General features: G+C 61.3%; 28 protein-coding genes and 1 tRNA gene. 9 read left to right on the top strand and 20 right to left on the bottom strand.

The window, feature by feature from the left end; all coding sequences use genetic code 11:
• Positions 1 to 8: 8 nt before the first annotated feature.
• Positions 9 to 1496, bottom strand: a complete 1488-nt coding sequence (locus tag YQ44_RS06020; protein ID WP_071322612.1) for an ATPase domain-containing protein — start codon at positions 1494 to 1496, stop codon at positions 9 to 11.
• A 450-nt stretch (positions 1497 to 1946) separates the two neighbouring features.
• Between YQ44_RS06020 and YQ44_RS06025 the strand changes: the two genes are divergently transcribed.
• From YQ44_RS06025 to YQ44_RS28045, 6 genes are all read left to right on the top strand, one after another.
• On the top strand, positions 1947 to 3155 hold the full coding sequence (locus YQ44_RS06025; RefSeq protein WP_071322613.1) for an efflux RND transporter periplasmic adaptor subunit: 1209 nt from the start codon (positions 1947 to 1949) through the stop codon (positions 3153 to 3155).
• Positions 3156 to 3170: 15 nt separating this feature from the next.
• On the top strand, positions 3171 to 6335 hold the full coding sequence (locus YQ44_RS06030) for an efflux RND transporter permease subunit (RefSeq protein WP_071322614.1): 3165 nt from the start codon (positions 3171 to 3173) through the stop codon (positions 6333 to 6335).
• 1 nt (position 6336) lies between these two features.
• A complete protein-coding gene (gene adeC / locus YQ44_RS06035; protein WP_071322615.1) occupies positions 6337 to 7785 on the top strand; it encodes an AdeC/AdeK/OprM family multidrug efflux complex outer membrane factor in 1449 nt (482 codons plus the stop codon).
• 62 nt (positions 7786 to 7847) lie between these two features.
• A complete protein-coding gene (locus tag YQ44_RS06040) occupies positions 7848 to 8462 on the top strand; it encodes a TetR/AcrR family transcriptional regulator (protein WP_071322616.1) in 615 nt (204 codons plus the stop codon).
• Positions 8463 to 8564: 102 nt separating this feature from the next.
• Positions 8565 to 8641: transfer RNA gene (locus tag YQ44_RS06045), tRNA-Pro, on the top strand.
• A 321-nt stretch (positions 8642 to 8962) separates the two neighbouring features.
• Complete coding sequence (locus tag YQ44_RS28045) at positions 8963 to 9301, top strand: YegP family protein (RefSeq protein WP_083411663.1); 339 nt, start codon at positions 8963 to 8965, stop codon at positions 9299 to 9301.
• A 73-nt stretch (positions 9302 to 9374) separates the two neighbouring features.
• On the opposite strand, the gene YQ44_RS06050 is transcribed toward YQ44_RS28045, so the two are convergent.
• The 12 genes from YQ44_RS06050 to YQ44_RS06090 form a co-directional block, all read right to left on the bottom strand.
• Positions 9375 to 10514 (bottom strand): tyrosine-type recombinase/integrase, encoded by a 1140-nt coding sequence (locus YQ44_RS06050; protein WP_083411664.1) that lies wholly within the window; start codon positions 10512 to 10514, stop codon positions 9375 to 9377.
• Positions 10511 to 10717: a DUF4224 domain-containing protein gene (locus tag YQ44_RS06055; protein WP_035820921.1), complete on the bottom strand. Its 207-nt coding sequence runs from the start codon at positions 10715 to 10717 to the stop codon at positions 10511 to 10513. Before YQ44_RS06055 ends, YQ44_RS06050 begins: the two co-directional genes overlap by 4 nt.
• Before the next feature lie 22 nt (positions 10718 to 10739).
• Positions 10740 to 11015, bottom strand: a complete 276-nt coding sequence (locus YQ44_RS28680) for a hypothetical protein (RefSeq protein WP_156894706.1) — start codon at positions 11013 to 11015, stop codon at positions 10740 to 10742.
• Entirely contained in the window at positions 11012 to 11233 is a 222-nt protein-coding gene (locus YQ44_RS06060; protein WP_071322618.1) for a hypothetical protein, read from the bottom strand. Before YQ44_RS06060 ends, YQ44_RS28680 begins: the two co-directional genes overlap by 4 nt.
• Positions 11227 to 11379, bottom strand: coding sequence for a hypothetical protein (locus YQ44_RS29285; protein WP_172404661.1), 153 nt, complete (start codon positions 11377 to 11379; stop codon positions 11227 to 11229). The genes YQ44_RS06060 and YQ44_RS29285 overlap by 7 nt, the downstream gene beginning before the upstream one ends.
• A complete protein-coding gene (locus YQ44_RS06065) occupies positions 11376 to 13214 on the bottom strand; it encodes a replication endonuclease (protein WP_083411665.1) in 1839 nt (612 codons plus the stop codon). Before YQ44_RS06065 ends, YQ44_RS29285 begins: the two co-directional genes overlap by 4 nt.
• Positions 13204 to 13557 carry a hypothetical protein gene (locus tag YQ44_RS06070; protein WP_071322619.1) on the bottom strand — a complete coding sequence of 118 codons (354 nt, stop codon included), beginning with the start codon at positions 13555 to 13557 and terminating at the stop codon, positions 13204 to 13206. Before YQ44_RS06070 ends, YQ44_RS06065 begins: the two co-directional genes overlap by 11 nt.
• 101 nt (positions 13558 to 13658) lie before the next feature.
• On the bottom strand, positions 13659 to 14054 hold the full coding sequence (locus YQ44_RS06075) for a hypothetical protein (protein WP_071322620.1): 396 nt from the start codon (positions 14052 to 14054) through the stop codon (positions 13659 to 13661).
• Positions 14055 to 14174: 120 nt separating this feature from the next.
• The gene (locus tag YQ44_RS06080) at positions 14175 to 14438 is read right to left on the bottom strand and encodes an ogr/Delta-like zinc finger family protein (protein ID WP_071322621.1); all 264 of its coding nucleotides are present in this window, start codon (positions 14436 to 14438) and stop codon (positions 14175 to 14177) included.
• Positions 14435 to 14623 carry a hypothetical protein gene (locus YQ44_RS28050; protein WP_083411666.1) on the bottom strand — a complete coding sequence of 63 codons (189 nt, stop codon included), beginning with the start codon at positions 14621 to 14623 and terminating at the stop codon, positions 14435 to 14437. Before YQ44_RS28050 ends, YQ44_RS06080 begins: the two co-directional genes overlap by 4 nt.
• 48 nt (positions 14624 to 14671) lie before the next feature.
• Positions 14672 to 14869, bottom strand: coding sequence for a hypothetical protein (locus tag YQ44_RS06085; protein ID WP_071322622.1), 198 nt, complete (start codon positions 14867 to 14869; stop codon positions 14672 to 14674).
• A gap of 10 nt (positions 14870 to 14879) precedes the next feature.
• Positions 14880 to 15083, bottom strand: a complete 204-nt coding sequence (locus tag YQ44_RS06090) for a hypothetical protein (RefSeq protein WP_071322623.1) — start codon at positions 15081 to 15083, stop codon at positions 14880 to 14882.
• Positions 15084 to 15163: 80 nt separating this feature from the next.
• Here YQ44_RS06090 and YQ44_RS28055 point away from each other — a divergent pair, with 80 nt between their 5' ends.
• Genes YQ44_RS28055 through YQ44_RS28690 form a run of 3 tightly spaced genes read left to right on the top strand, consistent with a single transcriptional unit; the run spans position 15164 to position 16676 of the window.
• Complete coding sequence (locus tag YQ44_RS28055) at positions 15164 to 15613, top strand: helix-turn-helix domain-containing protein (protein ID WP_083411667.1); 450 nt, start codon at positions 15164 to 15166, stop codon at positions 15611 to 15613.
• Positions 15610 to 15960, top strand: a complete 351-nt coding sequence (locus tag YQ44_RS28685; protein ID WP_156894708.1) for a hypothetical protein — start codon at positions 15610 to 15612, stop codon at positions 15958 to 15960. The genes YQ44_RS28055 and YQ44_RS28685 overlap by 4 nt, the downstream gene beginning before the upstream one ends.
• 50 nt (positions 15961 to 16010) lie before the next feature.
• Positions 16011 to 16676: a hypothetical protein gene (locus YQ44_RS28690; protein WP_156894709.1), complete on the top strand. Its 666-nt coding sequence runs from the start codon at positions 16011 to 16013 to the stop codon at positions 16674 to 16676.
• A 31-nt stretch (positions 16677 to 16707) separates the two neighbouring features.
• On the opposite strand, the gene YQ44_RS06095 is transcribed toward YQ44_RS28690, so the two are convergent.
• From YQ44_RS06095 to YQ44_RS06120, 7 genes are read right to left on the bottom strand one after another with little or no spacing between them, the layout of a single operon-like run.
• The gene (locus tag YQ44_RS06095) at positions 16708 to 17952 is read right to left on the bottom strand and encodes a phage late control D family protein (protein WP_071322624.1); all 1245 of its coding nucleotides are present in this window, start codon (positions 17950 to 17952) and stop codon (positions 16708 to 16710) included.
• Positions 17949 to 18557, bottom strand: a complete 609-nt coding sequence (locus tag YQ44_RS06100) for a phage tail protein (protein ID WP_071322625.1) — start codon at positions 18555 to 18557, stop codon at positions 17949 to 17951. The genes YQ44_RS06095 and YQ44_RS06100 overlap by 4 nt, the downstream gene beginning before the upstream one ends.
• Positions 18558 to 18572: 15 nt before the next feature.
• Positions 18573 to 21443: a phage tail protein gene (locus YQ44_RS06105; RefSeq protein ID WP_071322626.1), complete on the bottom strand. Its 2871-nt coding sequence runs from the start codon at positions 21441 to 21443 to the stop codon at positions 18573 to 18575.
• Positions 21444 to 21557: a GpE family phage tail protein gene (locus YQ44_RS28060; RefSeq protein WP_071650284.1), complete on the bottom strand. Its 114-nt coding sequence runs from the start codon at positions 21555 to 21557 to the stop codon at positions 21444 to 21446.
• Positions 21558 to 21565: 8 nt separating this feature from the next.
• Positions 21566 to 21874, bottom strand: coding sequence for a phage tail assembly protein (locus YQ44_RS06110; RefSeq protein ID WP_071322627.1), 309 nt, complete (start codon positions 21872 to 21874; stop codon positions 21566 to 21568).
• Between the two features lie 37 nt (positions 21875 to 21911).
• Positions 21912 to 22421 (bottom strand): phage major tail tube protein, encoded by a 510-nt coding sequence (locus YQ44_RS06115; RefSeq protein ID WP_071322628.1) that lies wholly within the window; start codon positions 22419 to 22421, stop codon positions 21912 to 21914.
• A gap of 57 nt (positions 22422 to 22478) precedes the next feature.
• The gene (locus tag YQ44_RS06120) at positions 22479 to 23654 is read right to left on the bottom strand and encodes a phage tail sheath protein (RefSeq protein WP_071322629.1); all 1176 of its coding nucleotides are present in this window, start codon (positions 23652 to 23654) and stop codon (positions 22479 to 22481) included.

Genomic DNA, 23654 nt, shown 5'->3' on the forward strand with positions numbered 1-23654 from the left:
GGCGAGCCCTAGGGAAATGGCGTGCCGCCGATGGTGGGCATGCCCGTCAGGATGCCGTGGAAACCGGCCAGGGCCGGGCCGATGCGGATGCCCTGCGCGGCGATTTCAAAGCGGCGGATGCTGCGCTCGTGCGCGCTGCCGCGTTTCTTGAAGACGGAAATGGCTTGCCGCACCTCGCCCTCCGTTTCGTAATAGCGCAGCATGATGACGCTGTCGGCCAGGTAGCTGGCGTCGGCCGAGGTGGTCATGGACGTGCCCAGCATGTTTTGCTGCACGCCGACGAGCAGGGTGGCCACGCCGCGCTGGCTCAGGTAATTGAGCAGTTCATGCAGGTAGGTGCTCTGGAAGCGCTCATCGGGCACCGCGTGCATGTAGCCGTTCAGGCTATCGATGACGATGACCCGGGCGCCCCGCTCCGCCGCGTCGACCACGGCCTGGGCGAATTCGCCCGGTGTCAGCTCGGCCGGATCGATCTGCTGTGCGCTCAGCAGGCCGATGTCGAGCGCCGCCTGCAGGTGCATGCCCACGTTGTCGGCCCGGCTCAGCAGCTTGCTGCGCGCTTCCTCGAACAGGAACATGGCGCACGGCTCGCCGCGCGACGTGGCCGCATGCACGAATTGCGCCGCCAGCGTGGACTTGCCGCTGCCGGCCGGGCCGGAAATAAGCGTGCTCATGCCTTCCTCCAGGCCGCCGCCTGTCATGGCGTCGAGAGCGGGCACGCCGCTCGACAGCCGGCGGTGGTCGCCGTCGCGGCGCGTGTCGGCCGCCACCAGGCGCGGGTAGACGATGAGGCCGCCATGGGCGATGCGGTAGTCGTGCGTGCCGCCGCGAAACGCCACGCCGCGGTATTTCACCACGCGCACACGGCGCCGGTCGTTGCCATAGGCCTGGTTTTGCAGCTCCAGCGAGATCACGCAATGGGCCACGCTACGCACTTGCAAGCCGTCGTCGAGGGCGGAACGGTCATCGATCAGCAGGGTGGTGCAGTGCCGGCTGGCCAGATATTGCTTGAGCGCAACGACCTGGCGCCGGTAGCGCAGCGGGTTCTCGGCCAGCAGCTGCAGTTCGGACAGCGAGTCGAGCACCAGGCGGGCGGGGCGGTGCTTTTCGATGGCGGCCAGGATGCGCTGGTTGGTTGAGGCCAGCTCGATTTCGGATGGGTGGAAGATGGTGTACTGGCGCTCCGGGTCGAGCATGTCGTCGCTGGGCGCCACTTCTTCGATGGCAATGCCGGCCAGGTCCCAGCCGTGCGACAGGGCGGCGGCGCGCAATTCGGCTTCCGATTCGGCCAGCGCCAGGTACAGCACCGGTGCGCCGGCGCGCGCGCCCTCGACCAGGAATTGCAGCGCCAGCGTCGTCTTGCCCGTGCCCGGTTCGCCTTCGACCAGGTACAGGCGTTCGGCAAGCAGGCCGCCGGCCAGCACGGTATCGAGACCCGGCACGCCCGTCGACAGCAGTGGCGGCGCAAGCTGGCCGGCCGCGTCCTGCGGTGGCATTGCCGCCTGCGCCTGTGCTGTCATCGCCGCGCTCCCTGTCATGGCCAGCTGTGGGCAGCCATCTTAGCGCACCTGCACCGGTCATGCCTTTTCGATACCATTGGTAAATATTTATCGCGGTGCGGAAGGCTGGCGTAGCGGGTGTTGCGCACATGTCGCTTGCTTCAGCAAAGATCGCCTTACCCTGCTACAGTATTCACTCAATCCAACTTTCCCGCATTGCCGTTTTGCCGCAGCCAGCCTGATTTCCGACTGACCCTGCCAGCGCGCCACCCCTGTTGTTGCCGTCATTTTATTGCATCATTGATAATAAAATTCGCTTGATAGTTACTATGTTTCAATTGTAACGATGCTTGACGATTTTAGAATGATCGTTCATTCTTTGATCTGCGTTAATAAATTTAGTCATTTCTAACGACACTAGCCAGCTTCTTTTTCAGAAAGTCCAAGATGCAACCAACCTTTTCCTTGACGTCGCCGCGTACGAGCGGCGCTATTGCCGTTCTGTGCGCCACTGTAATCATGGCCGGCTGCAGTAAAAAACAGGAAGCACCTCATGCGCAGCAAGCGCCACAGGTGGTCGTGTTTACTGTTAATCCGGCCGCGTTGCCGATGAGTGCCGAATTGCCCGGCCGTACGAATGCCTACCAGGTCGCCGATGTGCGTCCGCAAGTTGGCGGCTTGATCCAGAAGCGCCTGTTCGTCGAGGGTAGCGATGTGAAAGCGGGCACGGCCCTGTATCAGATCGACCCGGCCACCTACCAGGCTGCCACCAATTCGGCCAAGGCCGCCCTGTCGAAAGCCAAGGCCAACCTGCTGACGGCCGGCCCGAAAGCGGCCCGCTACAAGGAGCTGGTGGCCATCGAAGGCGTGAGCCGCCAGGAATACGATGATGCCGTGGCCGCCTTCGAGCAAGCCAAGGCAGACGTCGAGTCCGCCACAGCGGCGCTGGAATCGGCGAATATCAACCTGAAATACAGCACCGTGACGGCGCCGATCAGCGGCCGCACCAGCCGCTCGACCGTGACGGCCGGCGCGCTGGTCACGGCGGGCCAGGCGGAAGCCCTGACGACCGTGCAGCAACTGGACCCGATCTATGTCGACGTGACGCAGTCGAGCACGGACCTGCTGCGCCTGAAGCGCCAGATGGCCGATGGTTCGCTGAAAAAAGTCGGCGAAGGCCAGGCCAAGGTCGACCTGATCCTGCCGGACGGCAGCAAGTACAGCGAACCGGGCAAGCTGCAGTTCGCCGGCGTGACGGTCGATCCGACCACCGGCAACGTGGTCTTGCGCGCGCTGTTCCCGAACCCGAAAGGCGAATTGTTGCCAGGCATGTACGTGCGTGCACAGCTGGAAACGGGCGTCGACGAGAAAGCCATCACCGTGCCGCAAGTGGGCGTGACGCGCAACCAGAAAGGCCAGGCCACGGCCTTGATCCTGAACAAGGAAAACAAGGTTGAACAACGCATCCTGACCACCAGCGGCACCATCGGCACCGACTGGCTGGTGACGTCCGGCCTGGCCGCAGGCGACCGCGTGATCGTGGAAGGCTTGCAAAAAGTCAAGCCAGGCGCCCCTGCCGTTGCCGTGCCGGCCAAGGCCGCTGACGCGCCTGCCGCTGCAGCCTCTGCCGCAGCATCGGCTGCCAGCGCCCACTAATTCAGGAGAATATTAATGGCCCGTTTTTTCATTGACCGCCCGATTTTTGCCTGGGTGGTCGCGATCGTCATCATGCTTGCCGGCGTGATTTCGATCCTCAGCCTGCCGATCGCGCAGTACCCGAGCATCGCCCCGCCGTCGATTTCGATCAGCGGCTCCTACCCTGGCGCCTCGGCCAAGACCGTGGAAGATGCGGTCACCCAGGTCATCGAACAAAAGATGAAGGGCATCGACGGCTTGCGCTACATGGCCTCGTCGAGCGATGCGACTGGCGGCATCAGCATCACGCTGACGTTTACCAGCGGCACCAATCCTGACATCGCCCAGGTGCAGGTACAGAACAAGCTGCAGCTGGCCACGCCGCTGCTGCCGACGGCTGTCACGCAACAGGGTCTCGTCGTGTCGAAAGCCACGAAGAACTTCCTGATGGTGTTCGGCTTCATTTCCGAAAACGGCAAGATGGACCAGACCGACTTGAGCGACTATGTGGCCGCCAACGTCGTCGATCCGCTGAGCCGCGTGGCGGGCGTGGGCGATGTGACGCTGTTCGGTTCGCAGTACGCCATGCGCATCTGGCTCGACCCGGCCAAGCTGCAAAGCTTCAACCTGACGCCGGCGGACGTGATCACGGCCGTGCAGGCGCAGAATGCGGAAGTGTCGGCCGGTGAACTGGGCGGCACGCCGTCCGTCAAGGGCCAGCAGCTGAACGCCACCGTGTCGGCGCAGAGCCGTCTGCAGACGGTGGAACAGTTCGGCGCCATCCTGCTGAAAACCACCACCGACGGCGCCATGGTGCACCTGAAGGACGTGGCGAGCATGGAACTGGGCCGCGAGAACTACAACACCGTGGCCCGCTACAACGGCCATGCGGCCACCGGTGTGGCGATTAAGCTGGCGACGGGCGCGAATGCGCTCGACACGGCCAACGCGGCGAAAGCCATGCTGGGCAACCTGAGCAAGCAATTCCCTGAAGGCATGAGCTACCAGGTGGCGTTCGACACGACCCCGTTCGTGAAACTGTCCATCGAAGAAGTGGTCAAAACCCTGGTCGAAGCGGTCATCCTGGTATTCCTCGTGATGTACCTGTTCCTGCAGAACTTCCGCGCCACCCTGATCCCGACCATGGCCGTGCCGGTCGTGCTGCTCGGTACCTTCGGCATCCTGAATGCGTTCGGTTATTCGATCAACACCTTGACCATGTTCGCCATGGTGCTGGCCATCGGTCTGCTGGTCGATGATGCGATCGTGGTGGTGGAAAACGTCGAGCGCGTGATGAGCGAAGAGGGCCTGTCGCCGCTGGAAGCGACGCGCAAGTCCATGACGCAGATCACGGGTGCGCTGGTCGGTATCGCCATGGTGCTGTCGGCCGTGTTCGTGCCGATGGCCTTCTTCGGCGGCTCGACGGGCGTGATTTACCGCCAGTTCTCGATCACGATCGTCTCGTCGATGGTGCTGTCCGTCGTCGTCGCGCTGGTGTTTACGCCGGCGCTGTGCGCCACCCTGCTGAAACCGGTCGAAAAAGGCCATCACGCGACGAACAAGGGCTTCTTCGGCTGGTTCAACCGCAGCTTCGACAGCAGCAGCAACAAATACCAGGGCATGGTTGGCGCCATGATCACCCACCGCGCCCGCTCGATGCTGCTGTATGTGCTGTTGCTGGCCGGCCTCGTGTTCATCTTTATGCGTCTGCCTACGTCGTTCCTGCCGGAAGAAGACCAGGGCATCCTGTTTACGCAGATTCAATTGCCGACGGGCGCCACGCAAGAGCGCACCCTGAAAGTGATCGAACAGGTCGAAGACCACTTCATGAACAGCGAGAAAGACAACGTCGCTTCCGTGTTTGCCGTCGCCGGTTTCAGCTTCGGCGGTAACGGCCAGAACACGGGTATCGCCTTCGTGCGCCTGAAAGACTGGGCTGAACGCAAGGCCGTGGAGCAAAAGGCGCCTGCCGTGGCCGGTCGCGCCATGGGCAAGTTGTTGCAGATCAAGGACGCGATGGTATTTACCTTCGCCCCGCCTGCCGTGCTGGAACTGGGTAACGCCACCGGTTTCGACATGCAGCTGCAGGATATCGGCGGTGTCGGCCATGACGCCCTGATGGCGGCGCGTAACCAGCTGCTGGGCATGGCTTCGCAAAACCCGGCCATGGTGGGCGTGCGCCCGAACGGCCAGGAAGATACGCCGCAGTACAAGATCGAGATCGACCAGCAGAAAGCCACCGCGCTGGGCCTGCAGATCGCCGAGATCAACCGCGTGCTGAGCGTCGGCTGGGGTAGTTCGTATGTCAACGACTTCCTCGACCGTGGTCGCGTGAAGAAAGTGTTCATCCAGGGCGATGCCAGCTCGCGCATGCAGCCGGAAGACTTGAACAAGTGGTTCGTGCGCAATACCGCTGGCCAGATGGTGCCGTTCTCCGCCTTTGCCACCGGCAAGTGGATTTACGCGTCGCCACGCCTGGAACGCTACAACGGCTTGCCGTCGGTAGAGATCCTCGGTACGCCGGCGCCGGGCCAAAGCACGGGCGCCGCCATGAACGCGATGGAAGAGATGGTGGCCAAGCTGCCGCCTGGCATCGGCTTCAGCTGGACCGGCGTTTCGCTGGAAGAGCGCGAATCCGGTTCGCAGACGCCGCAGCTGTACGCGCTGTCGCTGCTGATCGTCTTCCTGTGCCTGGCCGCGCTGTATGAAAGCTGGTCGATTCCGTTCTCGGTGCTGCTGGTCGTGCCGCTGGGCGTGATCGGTGCCGTGCTCGGCACGTGGATGTTCGGCCTGTCGAACGACGTGTACTTCCAGGTGGGCTTGCTCACGGTGGTGGGCCTGTCGGCGAAGAACGCGATTCTGATTGTCGAGTTCGCCAAGGAAATGCAGGAATCGGGCATGTCGCTGATCGACGCGACCTTGCATGCGGTGCGTCTGCGCCTGCGCCCAATTCTGATGACCTCGATTGCCTTCGGTCTCGGCGTGTTGCCACTGGCTATTTCCAGCGGCGCCGGTTCCGGCAGCCAGAACGCCATCGGTATCGGCGTGCTGGGCGGCATGTTGACGGCCACGTTCCTCGGTATCTTCTTCGTGCCGGTGTTCTTCGTGCTGGTGCGCGGCTTCTTCTCGAAGTCGGACGCGCCCGCCACGCCGGCGACGCCTGGTGCGCCAGCCGTCACGCTTTCTAAGGATGCGCATTAATATGAAAAAAACGCTACTCTCCATGGCGGCAATGGCCTTGCTGGCCGGTTGCAGCCTGGCTCCCACGTACGAGCGTCCGGCCGCGCCGGCGCCGACGGCGTGGCCGACCGGTCCTTCCTACAAGGCCGACACGGCCGCCGCCGACGCCAAGCCGGTGGCGGACGTCGCCTGGCGCGAGTTCTTTGCCGATGCGCGCCTGCGCCAGGTACTGGAACTGGCGCTGGCCAACAACCGCGACCTGCGCGTCTCGATCCTGAACATCGAGAAGGCGCGCGCCACCTACGGCATCGAACGCGCCGCGCTGATCCCGACCCTGTCGGCGTCCGGCGGCCAGTCGGCCACGCGCATCTCGAAAAACGCCAGCCCGACGGGCGAAGCGTCCATCAACCGCCAGTACACGGCGAACCTGGGCGTGTCGGCGTACGAGCTGGACTTCTTCGGCCGCGTGCGCAGCCTGTCCGACAGCGCGCTGGAGCAATACCTGGGCACGGAAGAAGCACGCCGTGCACAGCAGATCAGCCTGGTGGCCGAAGTGGCCAGCACCTATCTGAACCTGGTGGCCGACCAGCAGCGCCTGCGCGTGGCGCAGGACACGCTGAAGAGCCAGCAGTCGTCGTATGACCTGGCCGTGCGCCGCTTCAGTGCCGGCGCCACCTCGGGCCTGGACAAGTACGATGCCCAGACCAGTGTCGAATCGGCCCGTTCCGACGTGGCCGTCTACACGAGCCAGGTTGCGCTGGATCAAAACGCGCTGGTCCTGCTGGTGGGCGGCCCCGTGCCGGCCGACTTGCTGCCGCAAGCCGAGTTTGGCGCTGTGACGGCGCTGACGGACATTCCGGCCGGCGTGCCGTCGGACGTGCTGCAACGCCGTCCCGACGTGCTGGCGGCGGAGCGCACCCTGCGCGCCGCGAATGCCAACATCGGCGCGGCGCGCGCGGCTTTCTTCCCGCGCATTTCGCTGACGGCGACGGCGGGTTCGGTCAGCGACAACCTGTCCGGCCTGTTCAAGGGCGGCAGCGGCACCTGGAGCTTTTTGCCGCAGATCAGCTTGCCGATCTTCGATGGCGGCGTGAACCGCGCCAATCTCGATATCGCCAAGGTGCAGCGTGAAATCTCCGTGGCGCAATACGAAAAGGCGATCCAGGTCGCCTTCCGTGAAGTGTCCGATGCGCTGGCCCAGCGCGGCACGATCGACGAGCGCCTGCAGTCGCAGGAGTCGCTGGTCGAAGCGTCGACGAAGAGCTACACCATCCACGATGCGCGCTACAAGCAGGGCGCCGAGTCCTACCTGAACGCCCTGGTGGCCCAGCGCGCGCTGTACACGGCGCAGCAAAGCCTGATCACGGCGCGCCTGGCCAAGTCGACCAACCTGGTGACCCTGTACAAGGTGCTGGGCGGCGGATGGCAACCTGAGCAGACAGCCGTCGCGGCGGCTGGCGGCGTCCAATAATCACGGGGACGCCGACGCCGGCCTTACCCGCAAGGGCAGGGCCGGCGCGCTACTGGAAAATCATGAACCAAGTTGAAAAGAAGCATCCGGATCCCGAGCGCGCCAACACGCGGCGCAAGCAGGTGCTCGATGCGGCGGAGAGTTGCTTCAGCCGCCGCGGCTTCCACGGCGCCAGCATGGCCGAGATCTCGAAAGCGGCCGGCATGAGCGCGGGCCACATCTATAATTACTTCGACAGCAAGGATGCGATCATCGCCGCCTTCGTCATGCAGAATACGGAACGGGTGTCGAACCTGATGCAGGACCTGGCGCAGCGCGAAGACCCGCTGCAGGCCGTGATCGACAATGCGGGCGAGCATGTGCTCGAAGCGCTGGACCCGAAAACGTGGATGATGCCGCTGGAAATTTTTGCCGAGGCGTCGCGCAATCCGGCGATCGCCGAGATGCTGCAATGCTCGGACCAGCGTTCGCGCCAGCTGTTTCTCTCCATCATCCGCGATGCGCGCATCAAGCGCGGCTTGCCGGCCGACGAGGAAATGCTGGAAGGCCGGCTGAATGCCCTGGTCGCCATTTACCAGGGCTTGCCCGTGCGCTTCATTCATAATCCGACGGTGAAGGTCGAGCCGCTGATCGCGGGCTTTCGCATCGTCCTGACGGCGCTGCTGCTGAACGAATAGGGCGCTTGCCGGGGCCATGCAAAAAAGTTTGCGCAGTTCGATATGAATCATGCGGAAAGCATGGCAAAAACCTAAAAGCCTCTGCTATAATTCCCACCTCGTCGGGGCGTAGCGCAGCCTGGTAGCGTACATGCATGGGGTGCATGGGGTCGGAAGTTCGAATCTTCTCGCCCCGACCATTAGATTCAAGGAGTTACGGCGCAAGCTGTATAGAAACCCAGTACTGTATATTATACGTTTGTATAATATCGGTGCTGGGTTTTTCCGTTTACGTGACATCAGATTTTCTCACTACTTCATGCCAATGACTTTATCGGCATGGAGCGGGAAGTTAAAATTGCATGCTTTGTGCTGTGAATCAACTAACAGCCTTCAATTGTTCTCGCGATGACAAGGTTACAATGCGCGCATTTTCTAATGACAGCGAATGATATGCTTTTCAGCAGCCCGGCATAAGAAATGGGCTCATAGCTATATCACTTCCAATCTAGGAGAATCGAATGTCAGGTCATTACATTATCAAGAAGTCAAGCGCCGCCCAGCCATATCATTTCGTGCTGCGTGCTGGCAATAACGAGGTAATTCTGACGAGTGAGAACTACGCCTCTAAACAGGGCGCCCAGACTGGAATCGCTTCATGCCAGGTTAACAGTCAGATTGACGACCGGTATGCGCGTAAGGAGTCAGCTGCAAATCAGCCTTACTCCTTCGTACTAAAAGCTGCAAATGGCGAAATAATTGGCCGAAGCGAAAACTACGCGACTTCAGCCGGCCGAGATAGCGGTATCGCCTCGGTAAAAGCAAATGGTCCAAGCAAAGATATCCGTGACGACACCTAAAGCCTAGCGTTTGGAGCGAAGCTCTCTCTACCTGCACCGTAGGACTTTACGTTCTACGGTTTTAGATTCTCCCTTAATCTGCTTCGCCCCGTGACATTCGAAGCCAGGGCAACGCCATAGGAATCTCGGAAACATCCGCAATCACTTCCTTGATGTAGATATCCGTGGTCTTGCCTGAAGTGTGCACCAGGCGCTTTTGAATGTCGCTGCGGTTTTCCCCGCGCCGTGCCGCATCCGTGGCCGCCAAGGCCCGGATATCGCGGAATACCACGTCATCCTTCATTCCTATGCGTTCCTTTGCGCGGTCCCACATCGAGCTGAGGCCGGAGCGGGTGTAGGCGCCGCCTTTTTGTGTCGGGAACACGAACTGGCTGATCAGGCCATACTTGATTTTCAGTCCACGGGCGCGGGCGATCACTTCGGCAATCTCATGCGTGACGACGATATCGACCGCCTTGCCGCTGGTTTTTTGTGTCTTGCTTGGCTTGATCCTGATCCGTCCATCCTCGATCTGTGATTCTTTGAGCATGCGGATATCGATACCGCGTGCCCACAGCAGGTAGGACATATCGATGATGCAGGCGAACATAGGGCCGCTGGCCGTCGGGATGCTCAAGCCCGTGCCTTTGCGCTCTTTGCTCATCATGCCGGCTTCGCGTATCGCTTGCACTTGCGCATGCGTGGCCAGCACCTCGCGCCGTCCGGTCTTGTAGCTGGCCATGTCGAGTTGATCGATTGGGTTGTCCTGGCGCAGACCCAGTTCTCCGATGATAAACTTGAACAGCCTGCTCATCAGCGCCGCGTACTTCTTTGCTGTGTTCGGCGTGCTTTTGAAGTTGTCGCGCAAGAACCCGGCGCAGTCCTTGGTTGTTACCTGGGATGCGTGGAATTCTTCGAATTCGTAGGCGATCACGTCCAGGTAACGCCGGTAGGCATCTTGCGTATCCTTGCCGTAGTTGCCCAGCTTATTTTCCTTGAATTCCACGCAGGCATGGGGCATCGAGCCTTCGACAAGTTGCGGACTGCCCAGCAGCGCGGCCAGGGCGGCCAGCATCTTGCTTTCCCCCTCGGCCTCATAGGCAAGGTGAATCCAGTTTTGCATTTTGCCATTGGCCGGGTTGCGCATGGGCGCGGCCGCCAGATAGCGATATGCGCCGTTTTTTAGATAGACCCGGCGCGGTAGGCCGCGATTGGTTTTGCGGTGACGATTCATTTTCTGGCAGACTTCCTTACAGGGGCGGGAGCCGCCGGCATGGTGGCGGGATGGATAAGATGCATGCGAAGCACGCGCACTGTGTTGTCGTGCAATCTGGTGGCGGGTACGCCCATTTCCTTCAATACGCGCAGTTGCTCTGCCGCGCGCCGGTAGTGAGTCAGGTCGATAACCTCTTGATCGCTCAATGCCAAGTCGCTCATGTCGGTATTTCTCCTTATTGGTCTATGAAATAGTTTTTATCAGGTTAAGCTGGCGCGGGTCGCTATGGTCCAGCACGTAGATATAGGTCATGCCATCCGGCGCACGCTCTTCGCAGTCAGGTTGGCCGTTGGCCTTGGCAAGTGCTGCGGCAGTGGAGCACACACCGAACGATCGCTCAAACAGACAACCATCGCAGCCCACCGCCTCTGCCCTGTACGCCTTGAAGCGCACCGTCGTTGGATCGACAGGCTCGGCGCGCTCACCGCGCCATTTATTGCTTGTGATGCACTTCGTCATGCTGCTGTCGCTGCGAGTAGCTGAACAGCGCCCAGCGGCACCGCGCGGAACATGCCGGGCCACTGGTGGTCCAGCTCCACCCACGCATGCAGCTCGCCATTGCCCACGTCGCGGCGCAGGTCGTTGACGGTGCCGACCTGGTAGCCTTCGTCGGTATCGAATGTCACGCGGTCGCCCAGGGCGACTTGCCGCGGCAAATTGGTCGAGGTGTTCAGCATTGCGGTGCTCCTTTCAGTTTGGCGGTAACGCCGCACACGCCGAAGTGGTCGATGGCGGCCTGGATCGCGTCGCCGCTGGAAGCGGCAATCGCGGCGTATTCAAAGCGTTCGGTTTGCGTGCGAACGATCACGGCATAGGTGCTCATGTGCCATTTCCTTCATGGAGTGGGGTGTCGGGGAGGATCAGCCGGGGCCACGGGCAGGCGTTGACGGCCGCCCAGGCTGCAAGAAGTGCTGTTTTGGCCTCGTCTGGCAGGTCAGGCGCGGGCGCCGCTGGCGGCGTAGCCGGGGCAGGGCGGTCGGGGTGCGTACAGTTATTTACACGAGTCCGAGGAACGGCAACCCCAACGGCCACCCCGCGCCCGCCTGTGGCCTGTACCGGCGTCCACGTATGACGCACGGACTTGAAGACCACGCCTATCAGGTCGCTGCAGCGCACGCCGTAGGGCGTGGTGCGCAGCGTTTCGCCGTAGCGGCCGATGACGGTTTTTTCGTCCTTGGCCAGGGTGACGACCAGTTCCTTGCGCGGCACCAGGGCGCCGCCCTGGGCGCGCAGGTATTCGGCCCAGCAGGCGCGCTTTTCGCCCTCGATCTTTTGCACGGCGTCCCAAGCGCGGCGCATGGCGGCCGGGGCTTCGTTGAGCATGCTTTCCTCGATGCGGCGCAGTTCACGCCACACGGTGACGGGGGCGCCGCCCCATTGCTGGAATTGGCGGATGCCCCAGCACGCGGCCCAGGACTCGACGCGCGCCGATGGCGTCAACTCGACATCGCCTTCGGTGTCGGCCGTGACGACATAGCCTTCTTTCGTCTTGTGCTCGGCCACGCCGTCGATGTTCTTGGCCACATACTTGGCGATGTAGCCGGCGGCGCTGCCCTTGGCCCAGTCGATGCGTTTCACGTCCAGGCGGCGCGCGAAGGCGCCCGGTTCGCCACGGTCCACGCGCCAGGCGTAGCGCTTCATGATGCGGATGGCACGACCGGCCACGTCCTGCAGGTGGGGCGTCTTGTAGCTCGCGGTAGGACGCACGAACAGCAGCAGATGCCAATGCGGACAGCCATCGTGATGCGGCTCGGCGATGCGAAAGCCATACAGGCCGATGCCACGGCGCGCCAGCGCGGAGCGGCACAGTGATGTCATCTTGCCCAGGTAGGCATTCGCCTCGCGCGGCGTGGAGCCATCAAACTTGTCGTTGGGCTTGCCGCTGTGCTGCATGGCGTGAAAGCGCGATGGACACGTCCAGGTGATGAAAATGCCCTGGTCGCCGCATTCGCGGGCTATCTGCTCAAAGCCGTTGATGCGCAACATCAGCTCGCCGCGCCGGATGGCCTTGTTCGCGGTCGTTTTCTCGGCCAGCTCGGCGATGCTGAATTGCTGGCCATTCTCGTTCTGCACCAGGGTGGCGGCCAGCGCTGCCGCGTTGCGCCGGTTTTGCGCCAGACGCGACAGCACGGCATCGTTGCTGGCGTAGGGTTCGGCGCGATAGTTCACGTAGCCCAGGCGGATATTGCCGGCTTCAAAGGCGCGCTTGACGCGCTTGCGCAGCTGGCGGCGCCACCAGCGCGCATCCACCAGGCGGGCGATGGTGTCGGTCATCGTGTCGAACTCGGGCAGCTCGATGCCATACGAGGCGCATTCGTCTTCCATGATCTGAAGGGCGTGCGTGTCGGACACGGCCATCCACAGCATTTTGGTGACGCCAGCCGCCGCGCGTTCGGCGGTGGCCACAATGTCGGCGTCGCTTTGCGACAGATCGACGCCGGCTGGCACGTACTGTTCGGCGAACTCGCGCACAAAGCTCGTGGCGACGGACTCATAGACTTTGTACCAGGACGACCAGGCCATTTTTGCCATGGCGGCCGTGATGACGCGGTTGCGCCACTTGAACGGGATACGGGCCAGCTCGGGCGCGAACTGGGCGGAGCGCAAGAAGGCTTCGTGGCGTTGCGGGGCAGGCAGCAGGATTTGTTTAGATTGCATTCAACAGTCTTTCGTACACACGGATAGCGGCAGAGGTAGCGGCGCGCAGCTCGATGCGCTCTTCCTCGGTAAATGAATGGATGGGCGATTCCCAGCGGTCGGCGTCCAGGCCGGCGGCGATCAGCACGGAACGGCGCGCGCCGCGCGGCGACAATCCCCATGCCTGGGCGATGAAGGGCGCCAAATTGCGCGGCTTGATGCTGCGTAGCTGGGCCTTGGCTTCGGCGATGGCGGCCAGCGCATGCCCGGCGCCTGGTGGCGTCGGCATGTCCTTGTCGCGCGCGGCCAAAATCTCGGCGGCAGGCTGGAAGGACAGGTGATTGTCGATAAGGGACGCCGGCATGGTTCAGCCCTTGATGGCGCCGATGGCCCGCAGCACGCCGGGGGCAATGATGATCAGGAGCGACAGCAGCCAGACGCCGCAGGTTTTGAGCAAGCGCAGCATTACCACTCTCCCGCCATATCGCCGCTGCATGGGATTTTTCCGTCCGCATGTGATAACAAGACAGTCAGGCCGATTCGCGCCTGGCGCGCGATCTCTGGATGGACCATGGCCGCATACTTGCCACCTGGGCAGCAGTCGACCGCTGGGGGGATTACATCGCCCACATGGCCGCATGCTTGGCAATAGCGAACAGCGTTGATTGCGCCTCTCAGACTGATGATGGCGAAATCTGCCATGGAGATTTCACGCTGGACCCAAGTGCGATGCGATGACTTAACACATTGCTGTAAAAGCTCTTTGTCCTGCAAGCGCTGACGCCCGAGGGCGCACAATGCGGTCAGCACAGACTCATGCGATAAGGTGACGGTTTTGAGCATTTGAAGACCGTTTAACATCGAATTTCCTTATTTCAGGTTGAACGAATCCCGCACGCTCAAAAGAGAGCGCAGCAGGGCACAGCAAAAGAGGGGAGTTACAGCGGCCGGGCTACGGCGGCGCGAGGATCGAAATAGTCATCAGCAGCCTGCAGTCAGGTCAAAGGCCAGCTGATTGGTGGCCGCCGCGCGCGCATGCTGTGACATCGGGATGCGGATATCGGCCTTGGGCATGGCGGACAGCGAGAGGGTGCGCAGCACTTCCAGGCCCGCCACGAAGACGTGCCCGCAGTCGGGGTTCTGGCACATGTAGGTGATTTCCTTGAACATCGCGGACATCATGCGGCTTTTGACAGCGCGGACGGTGTAGGCGCAATGCGGGCATGGCAGGCCGATGACTCTCATTTCAGCTTTCTTTCCACTTGGTACAGGGCGCGACCGCGACCTGTCATGTTTTTTGATTGCTTGCGTAAGCGCGACTTGACGAGCCACTCAGCTGCCTGCTCGACACTTGCCAGCCCTTGCCGTTGACGAACGACTTCCAGCGCTGCGAGTTCTTCGTCATTGATATGAATTTCGTGATCGGGCATGTTCGGCAGCTTTTCAGTTACTCAAAAGTTACTATTCAGGGACTCGGTTTAAGCGCTGCGACGCTGTACGCTGTCGATGTCGTCTGCAGCAATAGCGGCAAGGGCTTCACGCATGACGATCTGGCGCACTAGCACCGCTATTTCTTCGCCTTGGTAGTTGGCGATAGAGGAAACGAGCTGGTGCTCATAATCGTCCAGGCGCAGCATGACTTTATGGCTGCGGATACGTTTTGCATCGGGATACATGACGTTGTCCTTAGTGGGTGGTTTGGGTAGCGAGTTCGCGCTTATAGTCGGCGAGGCCGCGCAAGATCAGGAAGCGTAAGAACCAGGCACGGGACCGTTGTTGCGCGGCGGCAAAGGTTTCGACTTCTAGCACCTCATCAGGCGCTAGGCGGACGCCTAAAGGCTGCGACGTGGCGCCCTTGGGGGTGCGCCCGATTTTGGATACGTTTTTCATAATGTTATGATGTGTAATCGCTACAGGATGGCGTAACTATAGTGGACGAACGTCCACATGTCAAATAAAAAAGTGGTCATATGTCTGATTTTAAGGATCGTCTTCGTGCCGAGAGAAAGCGCTTGGGTTTGAGCCAAGAGAAGTTTGCCGCCTTGGCTGGTGTAACCAAAGACACGCAATTAAATTACGAGAGTGGTGCCAGAAAGCCCGACTCCGACTACCTTATGGCGATTTGTGATGCCGGCGTAGACTCCCACTTCCTATTGCATGGCACACCATCGTCGGACGAGTTACTGGCTGAGGAAAGTGAATTGCTGCTTGGTTTTCGAAAACTGGATTTGAGAGGGAAGTTGCGTTTACTCGGGCTGGTTGAGGGAATGTCGGAAGGAGCCGCTCCAGCTCCAGCTGCAACCCCACAAGTTCAGCGTAAGCAAAAAATTACCATTAAAGGTGCGGTCGGTCATCAAGTTAATGGCGATGTTACAGCGCCCATGACAGTGAACGTCGCCAATAAGAAGAGCGTTAAATGATGAATAAAGTATGGTTGACACTTGTTCTGAGTTTTGGCATGTCAAGCGTATATGCCGGACCGTCAAAGTTTAAGGCTGAGGATATTGTGGAGCCAATTTCACCGACGATTGCTTGCATATCTGCTGAAGATTTGTTTACAGGGTTCAAATACGCTAGCGCAGGTGAGGAAACACGACTGCAAGCACTGTTCGATTCCAAGAGGTGTCTACTAACTGGACCAGGCGATAAGTTAAAGGTGATAACCGTTGAAAACTCGCCCCTTCTCGAAGCCGTCCCGGTTTCAGTAAAAGGGGCAGTCAATGGTATTTTTATTGCCGAGCCTAACTACAAAAAGGTAAAAAAGTAGGGCTGTAACATCGCAAGTAGCCGCATGAAGCAAAGATTGATCGGGTAAAAATGGTAGACAAAGTAGAGTTTAAACGAAACATTAATAGTGCAGTGATGGGAGATTTAAACGAGGCGCCACGACTCAGCAATGTCGTAACGCTTCACGTAGGCGATAAAGAAAAAGATGTTGAGCTGATTACTTCGTATCAGCGCACCAACATAAAATTACTTGTGGACAGGCTCGCTGCTCTAATTGGCGTCGAAGAGATTAAGATTTACAGAGGACTCATCACTGACTATGGTTTGCAAAAATTTAAAGAGTTGCCGCGAAGTAAATACCAAGAAGTTAAAGCGATTTTAGAGGCACGTATCGAAGATGCGAGCACCCCTGCAGCCCTACCGGCAACCCCTTTCATAGGTGCCAAATCTAACCCAGCGGTGCCCCATCCTGTCCACACCGTTTTACCATGCATAGCATGCGTGGAAAAGTCGTTGAGTTTTTCGCGCTTACAACGCACTTCACGTTTTCAACTTGCCGCATTGATCGCCTGCTTGAGCGCTTGTGCCTGGTTACTCTACAAGGTACAGGCTGATGTCAGCCCGGCAAAGGATGGAAAATGCTACATCGCCGGAAAGGCTTATTCAGTCGGGCACGTTGAACGCACTCGCGGCAAAGCTATGGAATGTGTCGCACCGCTAGGGAATACGCCTGCAATGTGGCTGGAAGCAATTTGACGGCAGTAGTGCAGAACGGTGCCAGCGGCGTCTAATCAGTGCCAACCACTTCCTCGCTGTTCTCGCGGATGATGTCCCGCACTTCTTCAATATGCTTCCACGCATGCAGGGCCGCCCGTTTGGCAGCCTGCTTGCTCTTGTAAAGATGCTCCAGCGTCTTGAGCATGCCCTTGGCGCCTGCCTGTTCCTGCCCCGCCTTTTTCTTCTTCGCCGCCACGTCCTTCCACCTGGCCACCACGCCCGTGACGCCCTCGTCCGGGTCTTTCTCTTCCTCGCGTTCGGCCTCGACCGTTTCCGTTTTGGTTTCAAATTCCACGCGCGTGGTAAAGCCGTTGCCGCCCAGGCTGTGCGTGACCTTGACCGATAGCCAGTCGGTGGCGTCGATCTCGGGCTTGAACCCTCGCACGGTGACGGGTGATTGCGGGAACACGGCCGGGTTGCCCAGGGCCAGGCTCATTTCAAAGGTGGCCAGGCCGCGCAGGATGCGCTGCCATTCGGCCACGGCCGCCGCGCGCGCGTCCGTTTCGGTGGCGAAGGTGGTGCGCAGGCGCTTGCTGTTGCCGGGCACGCCGGCCACGACGCTACGGCGGCGCGCGAAGCGCTCGTCGTGCCAGAAGGCGCGCACGCCCGTGTAGGCGTCGCTTTCGGCGCTGTGGTAGCGGTGGCCATCGCCCAGGGCGCGCGTGATGGGGATGACGGGCAGCGCCTTGCCGCTGGCTGTGCGGCTCTGGTTGATGGGGATGAAGAGCAAGGTGTCGTTCTTGACGGTGGCCACCGCGTCGTATTTCCTGCCCAGCCGGCGCAGGAAGGCCGCATCGCTTTCGTGGGTCTGGTCGATGTGCTCGATGGCGGTATCGCGCAGGCGCGCCGACACGCCCGACGCCAGTTCGTTGCGAAAGGCGATTGCCTCGATGATGGCGCCCAGGGTGGTCTTGTGAAAACTGTGCTCCTGCTGCTGTTTGAATGTGTCGATCAGGTTGGCCGACCTGGCGCGCAGGGTGATGGTGTCGGGCGCGCCGCTGTGTTCCACCTCGTCGACGGTGAACTTGCCCATGTCCACCAGGCCTGTGGCTTGCCAGCCCAGCGCCAGGGCGATCTGCGCGCCGCGCGGCGGCAGGGCCAGCTTGCCGTCGCTGTCGTCTAGGGAGATATCGAGCTGGTCGCTCTCATCGCCACGGCACAGGGTCAAGGTCAGATTAATCAGCCGCGGCGAGACGATGGCCGTCAAATCCTTGTCCTCGATGCTGACCTTGAAGGCGGGGATATGCTCGCTCATTTGAACTTGTCCGCCGCGCTGCCGATGGCGTCGCTGATGCTGCCGCCGATCTTGTCTTTCATCTCGCTGACCACGCCGCCGTATTTCGACGTGATGCCGCCGACCACATTGCCCACCACGCTGCCCACGGCATTCTTGGCCGCGCCGGCGATACTGCTGGTCATGCCGTCGATGCTGAGCATGTTTTTCAGGTCGCCGATATCGCCCAGGCCGACCATGGCCAGCACGCCGTCGTCGTCGCGCTTGAGCGCAATCGAGAACTCGACGCGGCGCGCGCCGCCGCTACCGTCGAGGATGGTGCGCCCCTCCGTCATGCTGGTGATGCGGTACGAGCCGAGAATGCGGCCCGTGCCCTGGATCAAAATCCACGACTTGCCCGTGTCGGCCATCATGCGCAGCGCATCGAGCGAGTACAGGGAGCCGGTCAGTTCCGGCGCCACCCAGCCCGACAGGGTAATGGTGTCGTCGCCTGGCCCCACGTACTGGTGCGCGTCGCGCAGGCCCACGCGGGCCGTGCTGGCGTGCTTCCATTCCGTTTGCCGCTGCAGCTCGTGATAGGCCAGGGTCGGCAGGCTGAAGACGAACATTCCTAAAATCATCATCATGGTGGTTATTCCTTCTTAATCGTGGTCGCGCAGGGACGAGCGGATGCGTGCCGCCTTTTCACGGTCGCGTTGATCGAGCGCCGCGCTTACCGCGCGTGCGATGGCCTGGGGATCGGTGCCGGCCTGCACGTTAAAGGTGATTTCGATCTTATCGCCCTGAATCGTCATGCCGGCACCGAATCCGCCTTGTGACAGCGGCGCGCGCGTGTCAAAGGCGCTGGCCGGCAGGGCCGTGGCCGTGCCGATGGCGATGCCGGCGCCCAATTGCGTCAGGCGCTGCGCCAGGCCGGAAACCTTGGCAGTCGGCGCGCCCTCGCTGCGGTCCAGACCCACGGCCAGGCCTTGCATGGTGTAGTCGCCGAGCTGGGCAAACACGCGGCTCGGGCTGTGAATACCCAGCTTTTCCTTGAACCAGGCAATGGTGCTGGAACCGGCATTGCTGATGGCATCCTTGACGGCGCCCATGGAACCGGTGATGCCGTTGACCAGGCCGCGCAGGATGTTGGCGCCGAACTCGGTGAACTGGGCCGGCAGCTTGATGCCGAACCAGCTCATGACGCCAGCGAATGCCTGATAGAACACGCCGACGGGTGACCAGTTGATGATCAGGGCCGTGATGTTGCCCATGCCGCCGGCGCAGACGGTGCGCAGGCGCGACCAGATATCAGCGAAGAAGGCGGCGATAGGCGCCCAGGACGCGGTGATGCGCTGCAGGATGCTGGCACCGAAGTCGGTGAACTTGGCCGGCAGCGCAATGCCGAACCAGCCCAGCACGCCCGCGAAGGCGCGATAGAACAGGCCCAGCGGCGACCAGTTGGCAATCAGGCTGCTGACGCCGCCTATACCGCCGGCAAACGCCGTTTTGACGTGCGACCAGATGCCGGCAAAGAAGGCCTTGATCGGCTCCCAGTATTTATAGATCAGGTAGGCGGCGCCGGCGATGACCGTGATGGCCAGGCCAATCGGATTGAGCATGAAGGCACGGCCCAGCCACAGAACGGCGCGGCCTGCCCACATGAAGGCGCCACCCAGGCCGCGCAGGATGGGCGTGAGCACGCCGCCCGTCACGCCCATCTTGGCGAACATGACGTGCAGCATGGCATACGGGCCGATCATGGCGGCGATACCCAGCATCAGCGGACCGAGCACCAGCAGCAGGCCGGCCAGCACGGCAAAAGCGGTAATCATGATCTTGGCCACTGCCGGGTTGCGCTCCATGAAGCCATTCAGGCGCTGCACGGCGGCAATCGCCATTTCCAGCCCCTGCGCGTACAGCGGCAGGATTTTCTCGCCCATGGTGAGCTTGAGGTTGGCCAGCTTCGATTGCGCTTCCAGTTCCTTGCCGGCGGCCGTGTCGCGGCCCAGCTTGTCCAGCTGGCCGATATTGGCGGCGCCACGGTTGAGCTTTTCGTTCTTGTGGATTTGCACGCGCTGCAAGTACATCTGCGAATACAGGTTCGACGCCGTGCGGTTGGAAAAGATGCTGCCGATGGCATCGAGCACCTGTTTCTTTTCCGTGATGCCCTTCTTGGCCAGTTGCGGCAACAGCACCTTTTCCATCCATTCGAACTGATTTTCGCGGAACAGCTCGGAACCCAGCAGCGCACCGGGATCGAGGAATGCAATTTGCCCGGCTTTATCTGGCGTGACCTTGCTTTTGTCGCCGATCAGGCCAAACTCGTCCAGCTTCCTGGCCGAGCGCTTCGTCGTGCGGCCCTGGTACAAGTTCTGGTACGCACTCATCAGGGACGTGCCGACGCGGTTGCCGCTCATTTCCTGCACCAGCGGTTCCATCTGGTAGTAAAAGGCGTCATCCTTCAAGCCCTTGGCGGCGATGCCGCCCGTCTTGATCATGTTCAGCCATTCATTCGGGCCGACGCGCCCGCCCGTGGCGGTGATGACCTGCTGCACGATATTGGCCTGGGCTTCAAACTTTTCCTTGCTCTCCAGGCCGCCGCGCAGCTCGATCACCTTGAGCATGTCCATGAACTTGCGTTCGTTGTCGGCGCCCTCGGCCTCGCCAAAGAAGGCGTGATTGGCAAACTTCATCTTGGCCAGGGTAGGGGCGACCATTTCCGCGTGGTGCACGTCGGCAAAGGCGCTCATGCCGTCGCGCATGAGTTGCAGGTTGTCGAGCTGGCTGGTGCCATAGGTCTTCATGTTGCGCGCGAAGGCGACGGCCTCGGCTGATACCTTGTCGCCCAGGCCCAGCGCGTTGACCCTGCCCACTTCCGTTTGATAGTGCTTGGCCTCGTTCAGCCCCTTGACGACAGGCGCGCCCAGCACGGCGCCCGTGGCGGTCGCGCCGGCGCCGGCCATGGCCAGGTTGCCCGCCTTGTTGCGCAGCTTGTCTGCGTGCTGGGTGGCGTTGGTGACGCGCTGCTGTTTGGCGGCCGCGTTGGCCAACTTCTGCTGCTGCAGCGTCATGGTTTTGTTGGTGGCCTCAATCTCACGGCGCAAGGTGCGTTCGTGGGTGGCCAGGTCTTTGGTGCTGATGCCGGCGGCACCCAGGCGCTCGCGCATGACCTGCAGTTGCTGGGCCTGCTGCTGGCCCGCCGTCTTCAAGGCGCCGGCCGCTTTGACGGCGGCGTTAAACTCGCGCGTCATGGCGCGCGTCGGCGCTTCCGTCTGTTTCATCTTGGTGGCCAGGCTGGCCACCTTCTGCTGGGCCGCTTCCAGCTTACTGCGGGTGGCGTCCAGGCCACCGTGCAGCTCGCGGAATTTGCTGATGTTTTTCTGCTGGGCGTTCAGGTCGCGCAAGCGGTCGCTGGTCGCTTTCAAGGCCTTGGCCGTATCGCCGGAACCGCTCATGATTTTTTTCAGCGGGCCGGTGATCTTGTCCAGCGCTGCAAACACTACCTGTAACCTCACATCCCGACCAGCCATTTATTCCGCTCCGCTTCGCTGCCGGGCGCGTTCGCGCCAGGCCATCAGTTCATCAATCGTAAAGCCGTCCATCGCTGCCGGCGTCCAGTGGAAGACGCCGGCAATGTCGGCCATGGCGTCTTCTACTTCGCCGGGGATACCGAAAGACGATCGGCTTTGCTCGCCAAAAAACCGGCAACCTCGGCGCCTACGGCCAGCAGGTCGGCCGGGTCCATGTTGGCGATGTCGTGCGCGGTCAATGTCGGCTCGGTGATGCGCGGCAGCACGATCTGCAGGGCCGATACGTTCAGGTTGGCCAGCTCGATCAGGGAAATGCCGCGCAGGGCGCCGGCCTTGGGCTTGCGCACGGTCAGCGAGGTGATGAAGTTGTCTCCGCGCTTGATTGGCTCGTCCAGCTCGATGATGGCGCTGTTTTGGGTATCGTTGTTCATGGTGTTGTCCTGGTAGGGTGGTGGTGAATAAAAAGGGTTACAGGCCGATGGCCTTGCGGATGGCGGCATTCGTGTCGCCGCCGCCGAAGTTCTCGATGCCGCTCATGAAGTCCAGTTCGATGATGGTGGCGCCGTCGATCATCAGCTTGTAATAGCTGCAGGCCATGGTGTATTTGTGGGTGGTGTCATCGCCCATCTTGGCCGCGCCCATGTCGATTTCCTTGTAACGGCCGCGCACGACGACCTCGACGGCGGCGACGGTGCCTTCGTCGTCTTCCTGGTAGGCGCCGGCAAAGCGCAGTTGCACGGCGCCGTGCGTGTGCGCGCCGTACTGTTTCAGGGCTTCGGCGATCAGGCCACCAGCACTCCATTCCAGCGATAGCGCCTCGTTGCCGAAGTCCACGGACACGGGGCCGCTCATGGCGCCGGCGCGGTACTCTTCCATCTTGCGGCTGAGTTTCGGCAAGGTGACCTCGGGCACCATGCCCATGAAGGACACGCCGTTCTGGAACAGGTTGAAATTTTTCAGTTTGCGGGGCAAGCCCATAAAGTTCTCCGTTGTTCAGTTGCGCCCGCGCGGGCGCGGGCAGGGTGGTGATGGTGATTACGCCGCGATGCGCGAGGCGAAGTCGGCTAGGTAGCGGTCGGTGATGCGTTGCTGGAAACGCAGGTTTTCCAGCGGCGGCACGGGCGTGTAGTCGTAGTCGATGGCCAGCTTGCCCGCTTTGAGCGTGTCCTTGTCGTTGAACTGCTCGTCGTACCAGGCGTGGCCGTCGATGATGTAGCCCTGCAATTTCAGGTCGCGGAACTTGGCGTTGATGCTTTCCAGCAGATCGCGCACCAGGGACGGATGCAAGGGCAGGTCGACAAAGGTGAAATGCGCCTCGGCGATGGTGTCAGCCAGCACCTGGGCCGTGCGCGTGTAGCTCTCGAAATAGAAGAAGCCGCCCGGCGCCTCGCAGGTGCGCGAACCCCAAAAGCGATAGCCACCCATGTTAATCAGGGTGGTGACTTCCTTGGCGTTGAGCACGCCGGCATCGGTGGCCGGGTCTTGCAGGTCGAAAAACACATCCTTGCTGATGCCGGTCGGACCGTTAACTACCACGTTGGACAGCGTCTTGTGCCAGCCCGTTTCCTCGTCGATCTTGGCGCGCAGGCCCATGGCGTAGGCCACGGCGGAAATGCTCGCCTCCTCGTCGATGGCGGTATCCCAATTGACAAAATCGGGCCAGATGATCATGACCTCGCGCTGGCCGAACTGGCCGCGATAGGTGGTGGCGGCCACCACGTTGCTGCAGCCATATGCGGAGGCGTACACGAAGCTGCGCAGTTGCTGCGCCACGCTGGCCAGGGCGTTGGTGACGGCCTTGGTATCCAGACCCGGCGCGCCCAGGATGCGCGGTTTCACGCCGAGTTTGCTTTGCGCGGCCAGCAATGCTTTCACGCCCAGGTACTTGCCGTCCAGCGAGACGCCGCCCACCACGTTGGTGGTGGTTTCCGCTTCTGTCTCGCCTTCTTCCACGCGCACGACGACGCACAAGGGCTTGGTCTGCGCGGCAATCGCCTCCAGCGCGCGGTACAAGGTGCCGGTCTTGCCGGCCTTGCCCATGGCGGCCAGCACGTTGGTAACGAGCACGGGCGTGTCGAGCGGGAAGGCGGCTGGGTCGGCGTCGTCGGCCGTGGCGATCAGGCCCAGCACGGCGGTGGAAACGGTGCGGATGGGGCGCGAACCCTCGTTGATTTCAATGACGCGCACGCCATGGTGGTAGTCGGTGGCCAT

This window comes from Janthinobacterium sp. 1_2014MBL_MicDiv (assembly GCF_001865675.1).
Lineage (GTDB): Bacteria > Pseudomonadota > Gammaproteobacteria > Burkholderiales > Burkholderiaceae_D > Janthinobacterium.

What these genes read in the sequence shown, in the direction of transcription:
- YQ44_RS06020 (WP_071322612.1), bottom strand. Translation starts at nt 1,496, where the DNA reads ATGCCACCGCAGGACGCGGCCGGCCAGCTTGCGCCGCCACTGCTGTCG.
- YQ44_RS06025 (WP_071322613.1), top strand. Translation starts at nt 1,947, where the DNA reads ATGCAACCAACCTTTTCCTTGACGTCGCCGCGTACGAGCGGCGCTATT.
- YQ44_RS06030 (WP_071322614.1), top strand. Translation starts at nt 3,171, where the DNA reads ATGGCCCGTTTTTTCATTGACCGCCCGATTTTTGCCTGGGTGGTCGCG.
- adeC (WP_071322615.1), top strand. Translation starts at nt 6,337, where the DNA reads ATGAAAAAAACGCTACTCTCCATGGCGGCAATGGCCTTGCTGGCCGGT.
- YQ44_RS06040 (WP_071322616.1), top strand. Translation starts at nt 7,848, where the DNA reads ATGAACCAAGTTGAAAAGAAGCATCCGGATCCCGAGCGCGCCAACACG.
- YQ44_RS28045 (WP_083411663.1), top strand. Translation starts at nt 8,963, where the DNA reads ATGTCAGGTCATTACATTATCAAGAAGTCAAGCGCCGCCCAGCCATAT.
- YQ44_RS06050 (WP_083411664.1), bottom strand. Translation starts at nt 10,514, where the DNA reads ATGAATCGTCACCGCAAAACCAATCGCGGCCTACCGCGCCGGGTCTAT.
- YQ44_RS06055 (WP_035820921.1), bottom strand. Translation starts at nt 10,717, where the DNA reads ATGAGCGACTTGGCATTGAGCGATCAAGAGGTTATCGACCTGACTCAC.
- YQ44_RS28680 (WP_156894706.1), bottom strand. Translation starts at nt 11,015, where the DNA reads ATGACGAAGTGCATCACAAGCAATAAATGGCGCGGTGAGCGCGCCGAG.
- YQ44_RS06060 (WP_071322618.1), bottom strand. Translation starts at nt 11,233, where the DNA reads ATGCTGAACACCTCGACCAATTTGCCGCGGCAAGTCGCCCTGGGCGAC.
- YQ44_RS29285 (WP_172404661.1), bottom strand. Translation starts at nt 11,379, where the DNA reads ATGAGCACCTATGCCGTGATCGTTCGCACGCAAACCGAACGCTTTGAA.
- YQ44_RS06065 (WP_083411665.1), bottom strand. Translation starts at nt 13,214, where the DNA reads ATGCAATCTAAACAAATCCTGCTGCCTGCCCCGCAACGCCACGAAGCC.
- YQ44_RS06070 (WP_071322619.1), bottom strand. Translation starts at nt 13,557, where the DNA reads ATGCCGGCGTCCCTTATCGACAATCACCTGTCCTTCCAGCCTGCCGCC.
- YQ44_RS06075 (WP_071322620.1), bottom strand. Translation starts at nt 14,054, where the DNA reads ATGTTAAACGGTCTTCAAATGCTCAAAACCGTCACCTTATCGCATGAG.
- YQ44_RS06080 (WP_071322621.1), bottom strand. Translation starts at nt 14,438, where the DNA reads ATGAGAGTCATCGGCCTGCCATGCCCGCATTGCGCCTACACCGTCCGC.
- YQ44_RS28050 (WP_083411666.1), bottom strand. Translation starts at nt 14,623, where the DNA reads ATGCCCGATCACGAAATTCATATCAATGACGAAGAACTCGCAGCGCTG.
- YQ44_RS06085 (WP_071322622.1), bottom strand. Translation starts at nt 14,869, where the DNA reads ATGTATCCCGATGCAAAACGTATCCGCAGCCATAAAGTCATGCTGCGC.
- YQ44_RS06090 (WP_071322623.1), bottom strand. Translation starts at nt 15,083, where the DNA reads ATGAAAAACGTATCCAAAATCGGGCGCACCCCCAAGGGCGCCACGTCG.
- YQ44_RS28055 (WP_083411667.1), top strand. Translation starts at nt 15,164, where the DNA reads ATGTCTGATTTTAAGGATCGTCTTCGTGCCGAGAGAAAGCGCTTGGGT.
- YQ44_RS28685 (WP_156894708.1), top strand. Translation starts at nt 15,610, where the DNA reads ATGATGAATAAAGTATGGTTGACACTTGTTCTGAGTTTTGGCATGTCA.
- YQ44_RS28690 (WP_156894709.1), top strand. Translation starts at nt 16,011, where the DNA reads ATGGTAGACAAAGTAGAGTTTAAACGAAACATTAATAGTGCAGTGATG.
- YQ44_RS06095 (WP_071322624.1), bottom strand. Translation starts at nt 17,952, where the DNA reads ATGAGCGAGCATATCCCCGCCTTCAAGGTCAGCATCGAGGACAAGGAT.
- YQ44_RS06100 (WP_071322625.1), bottom strand. Translation starts at nt 18,557, where the DNA reads ATGATGATGATTTTAGGAATGTTCGTCTTCAGCCTGCCGACCCTGGCC.
- YQ44_RS06105 (WP_071322626.1), bottom strand. Translation starts at nt 21,443, where the DNA reads ATGGCTGGTCGGGATGTGAGGTTACAGGTAGTGTTTGCAGCGCTGGAC.
- YQ44_RS28060 (WP_071650284.1), bottom strand. Translation starts at nt 21,557, where the DNA reads ATGGCCGACATTGCCGGCGTCTTCCACTGGACGCCGGCAGCGATGGAC.
- YQ44_RS06110 (WP_071322627.1), bottom strand. Translation starts at nt 21,874, where the DNA reads ATGAACAACGATACCCAAAACAGCGCCATCATCGAGCTGGACGAGCCA.
- YQ44_RS06115 (WP_071322628.1), bottom strand. Translation starts at nt 22,421, where the DNA reads ATGGGCTTGCCCCGCAAACTGAAAAATTTCAACCTGTTCCAGAACGGC.
- YQ44_RS06120 (WP_071322629.1), bottom strand. Translation starts at nt 23,654, where the DNA reads ATGGCCACCGACTACCACCATGGCGTGCGCGTCATTGAAATCAACGAG.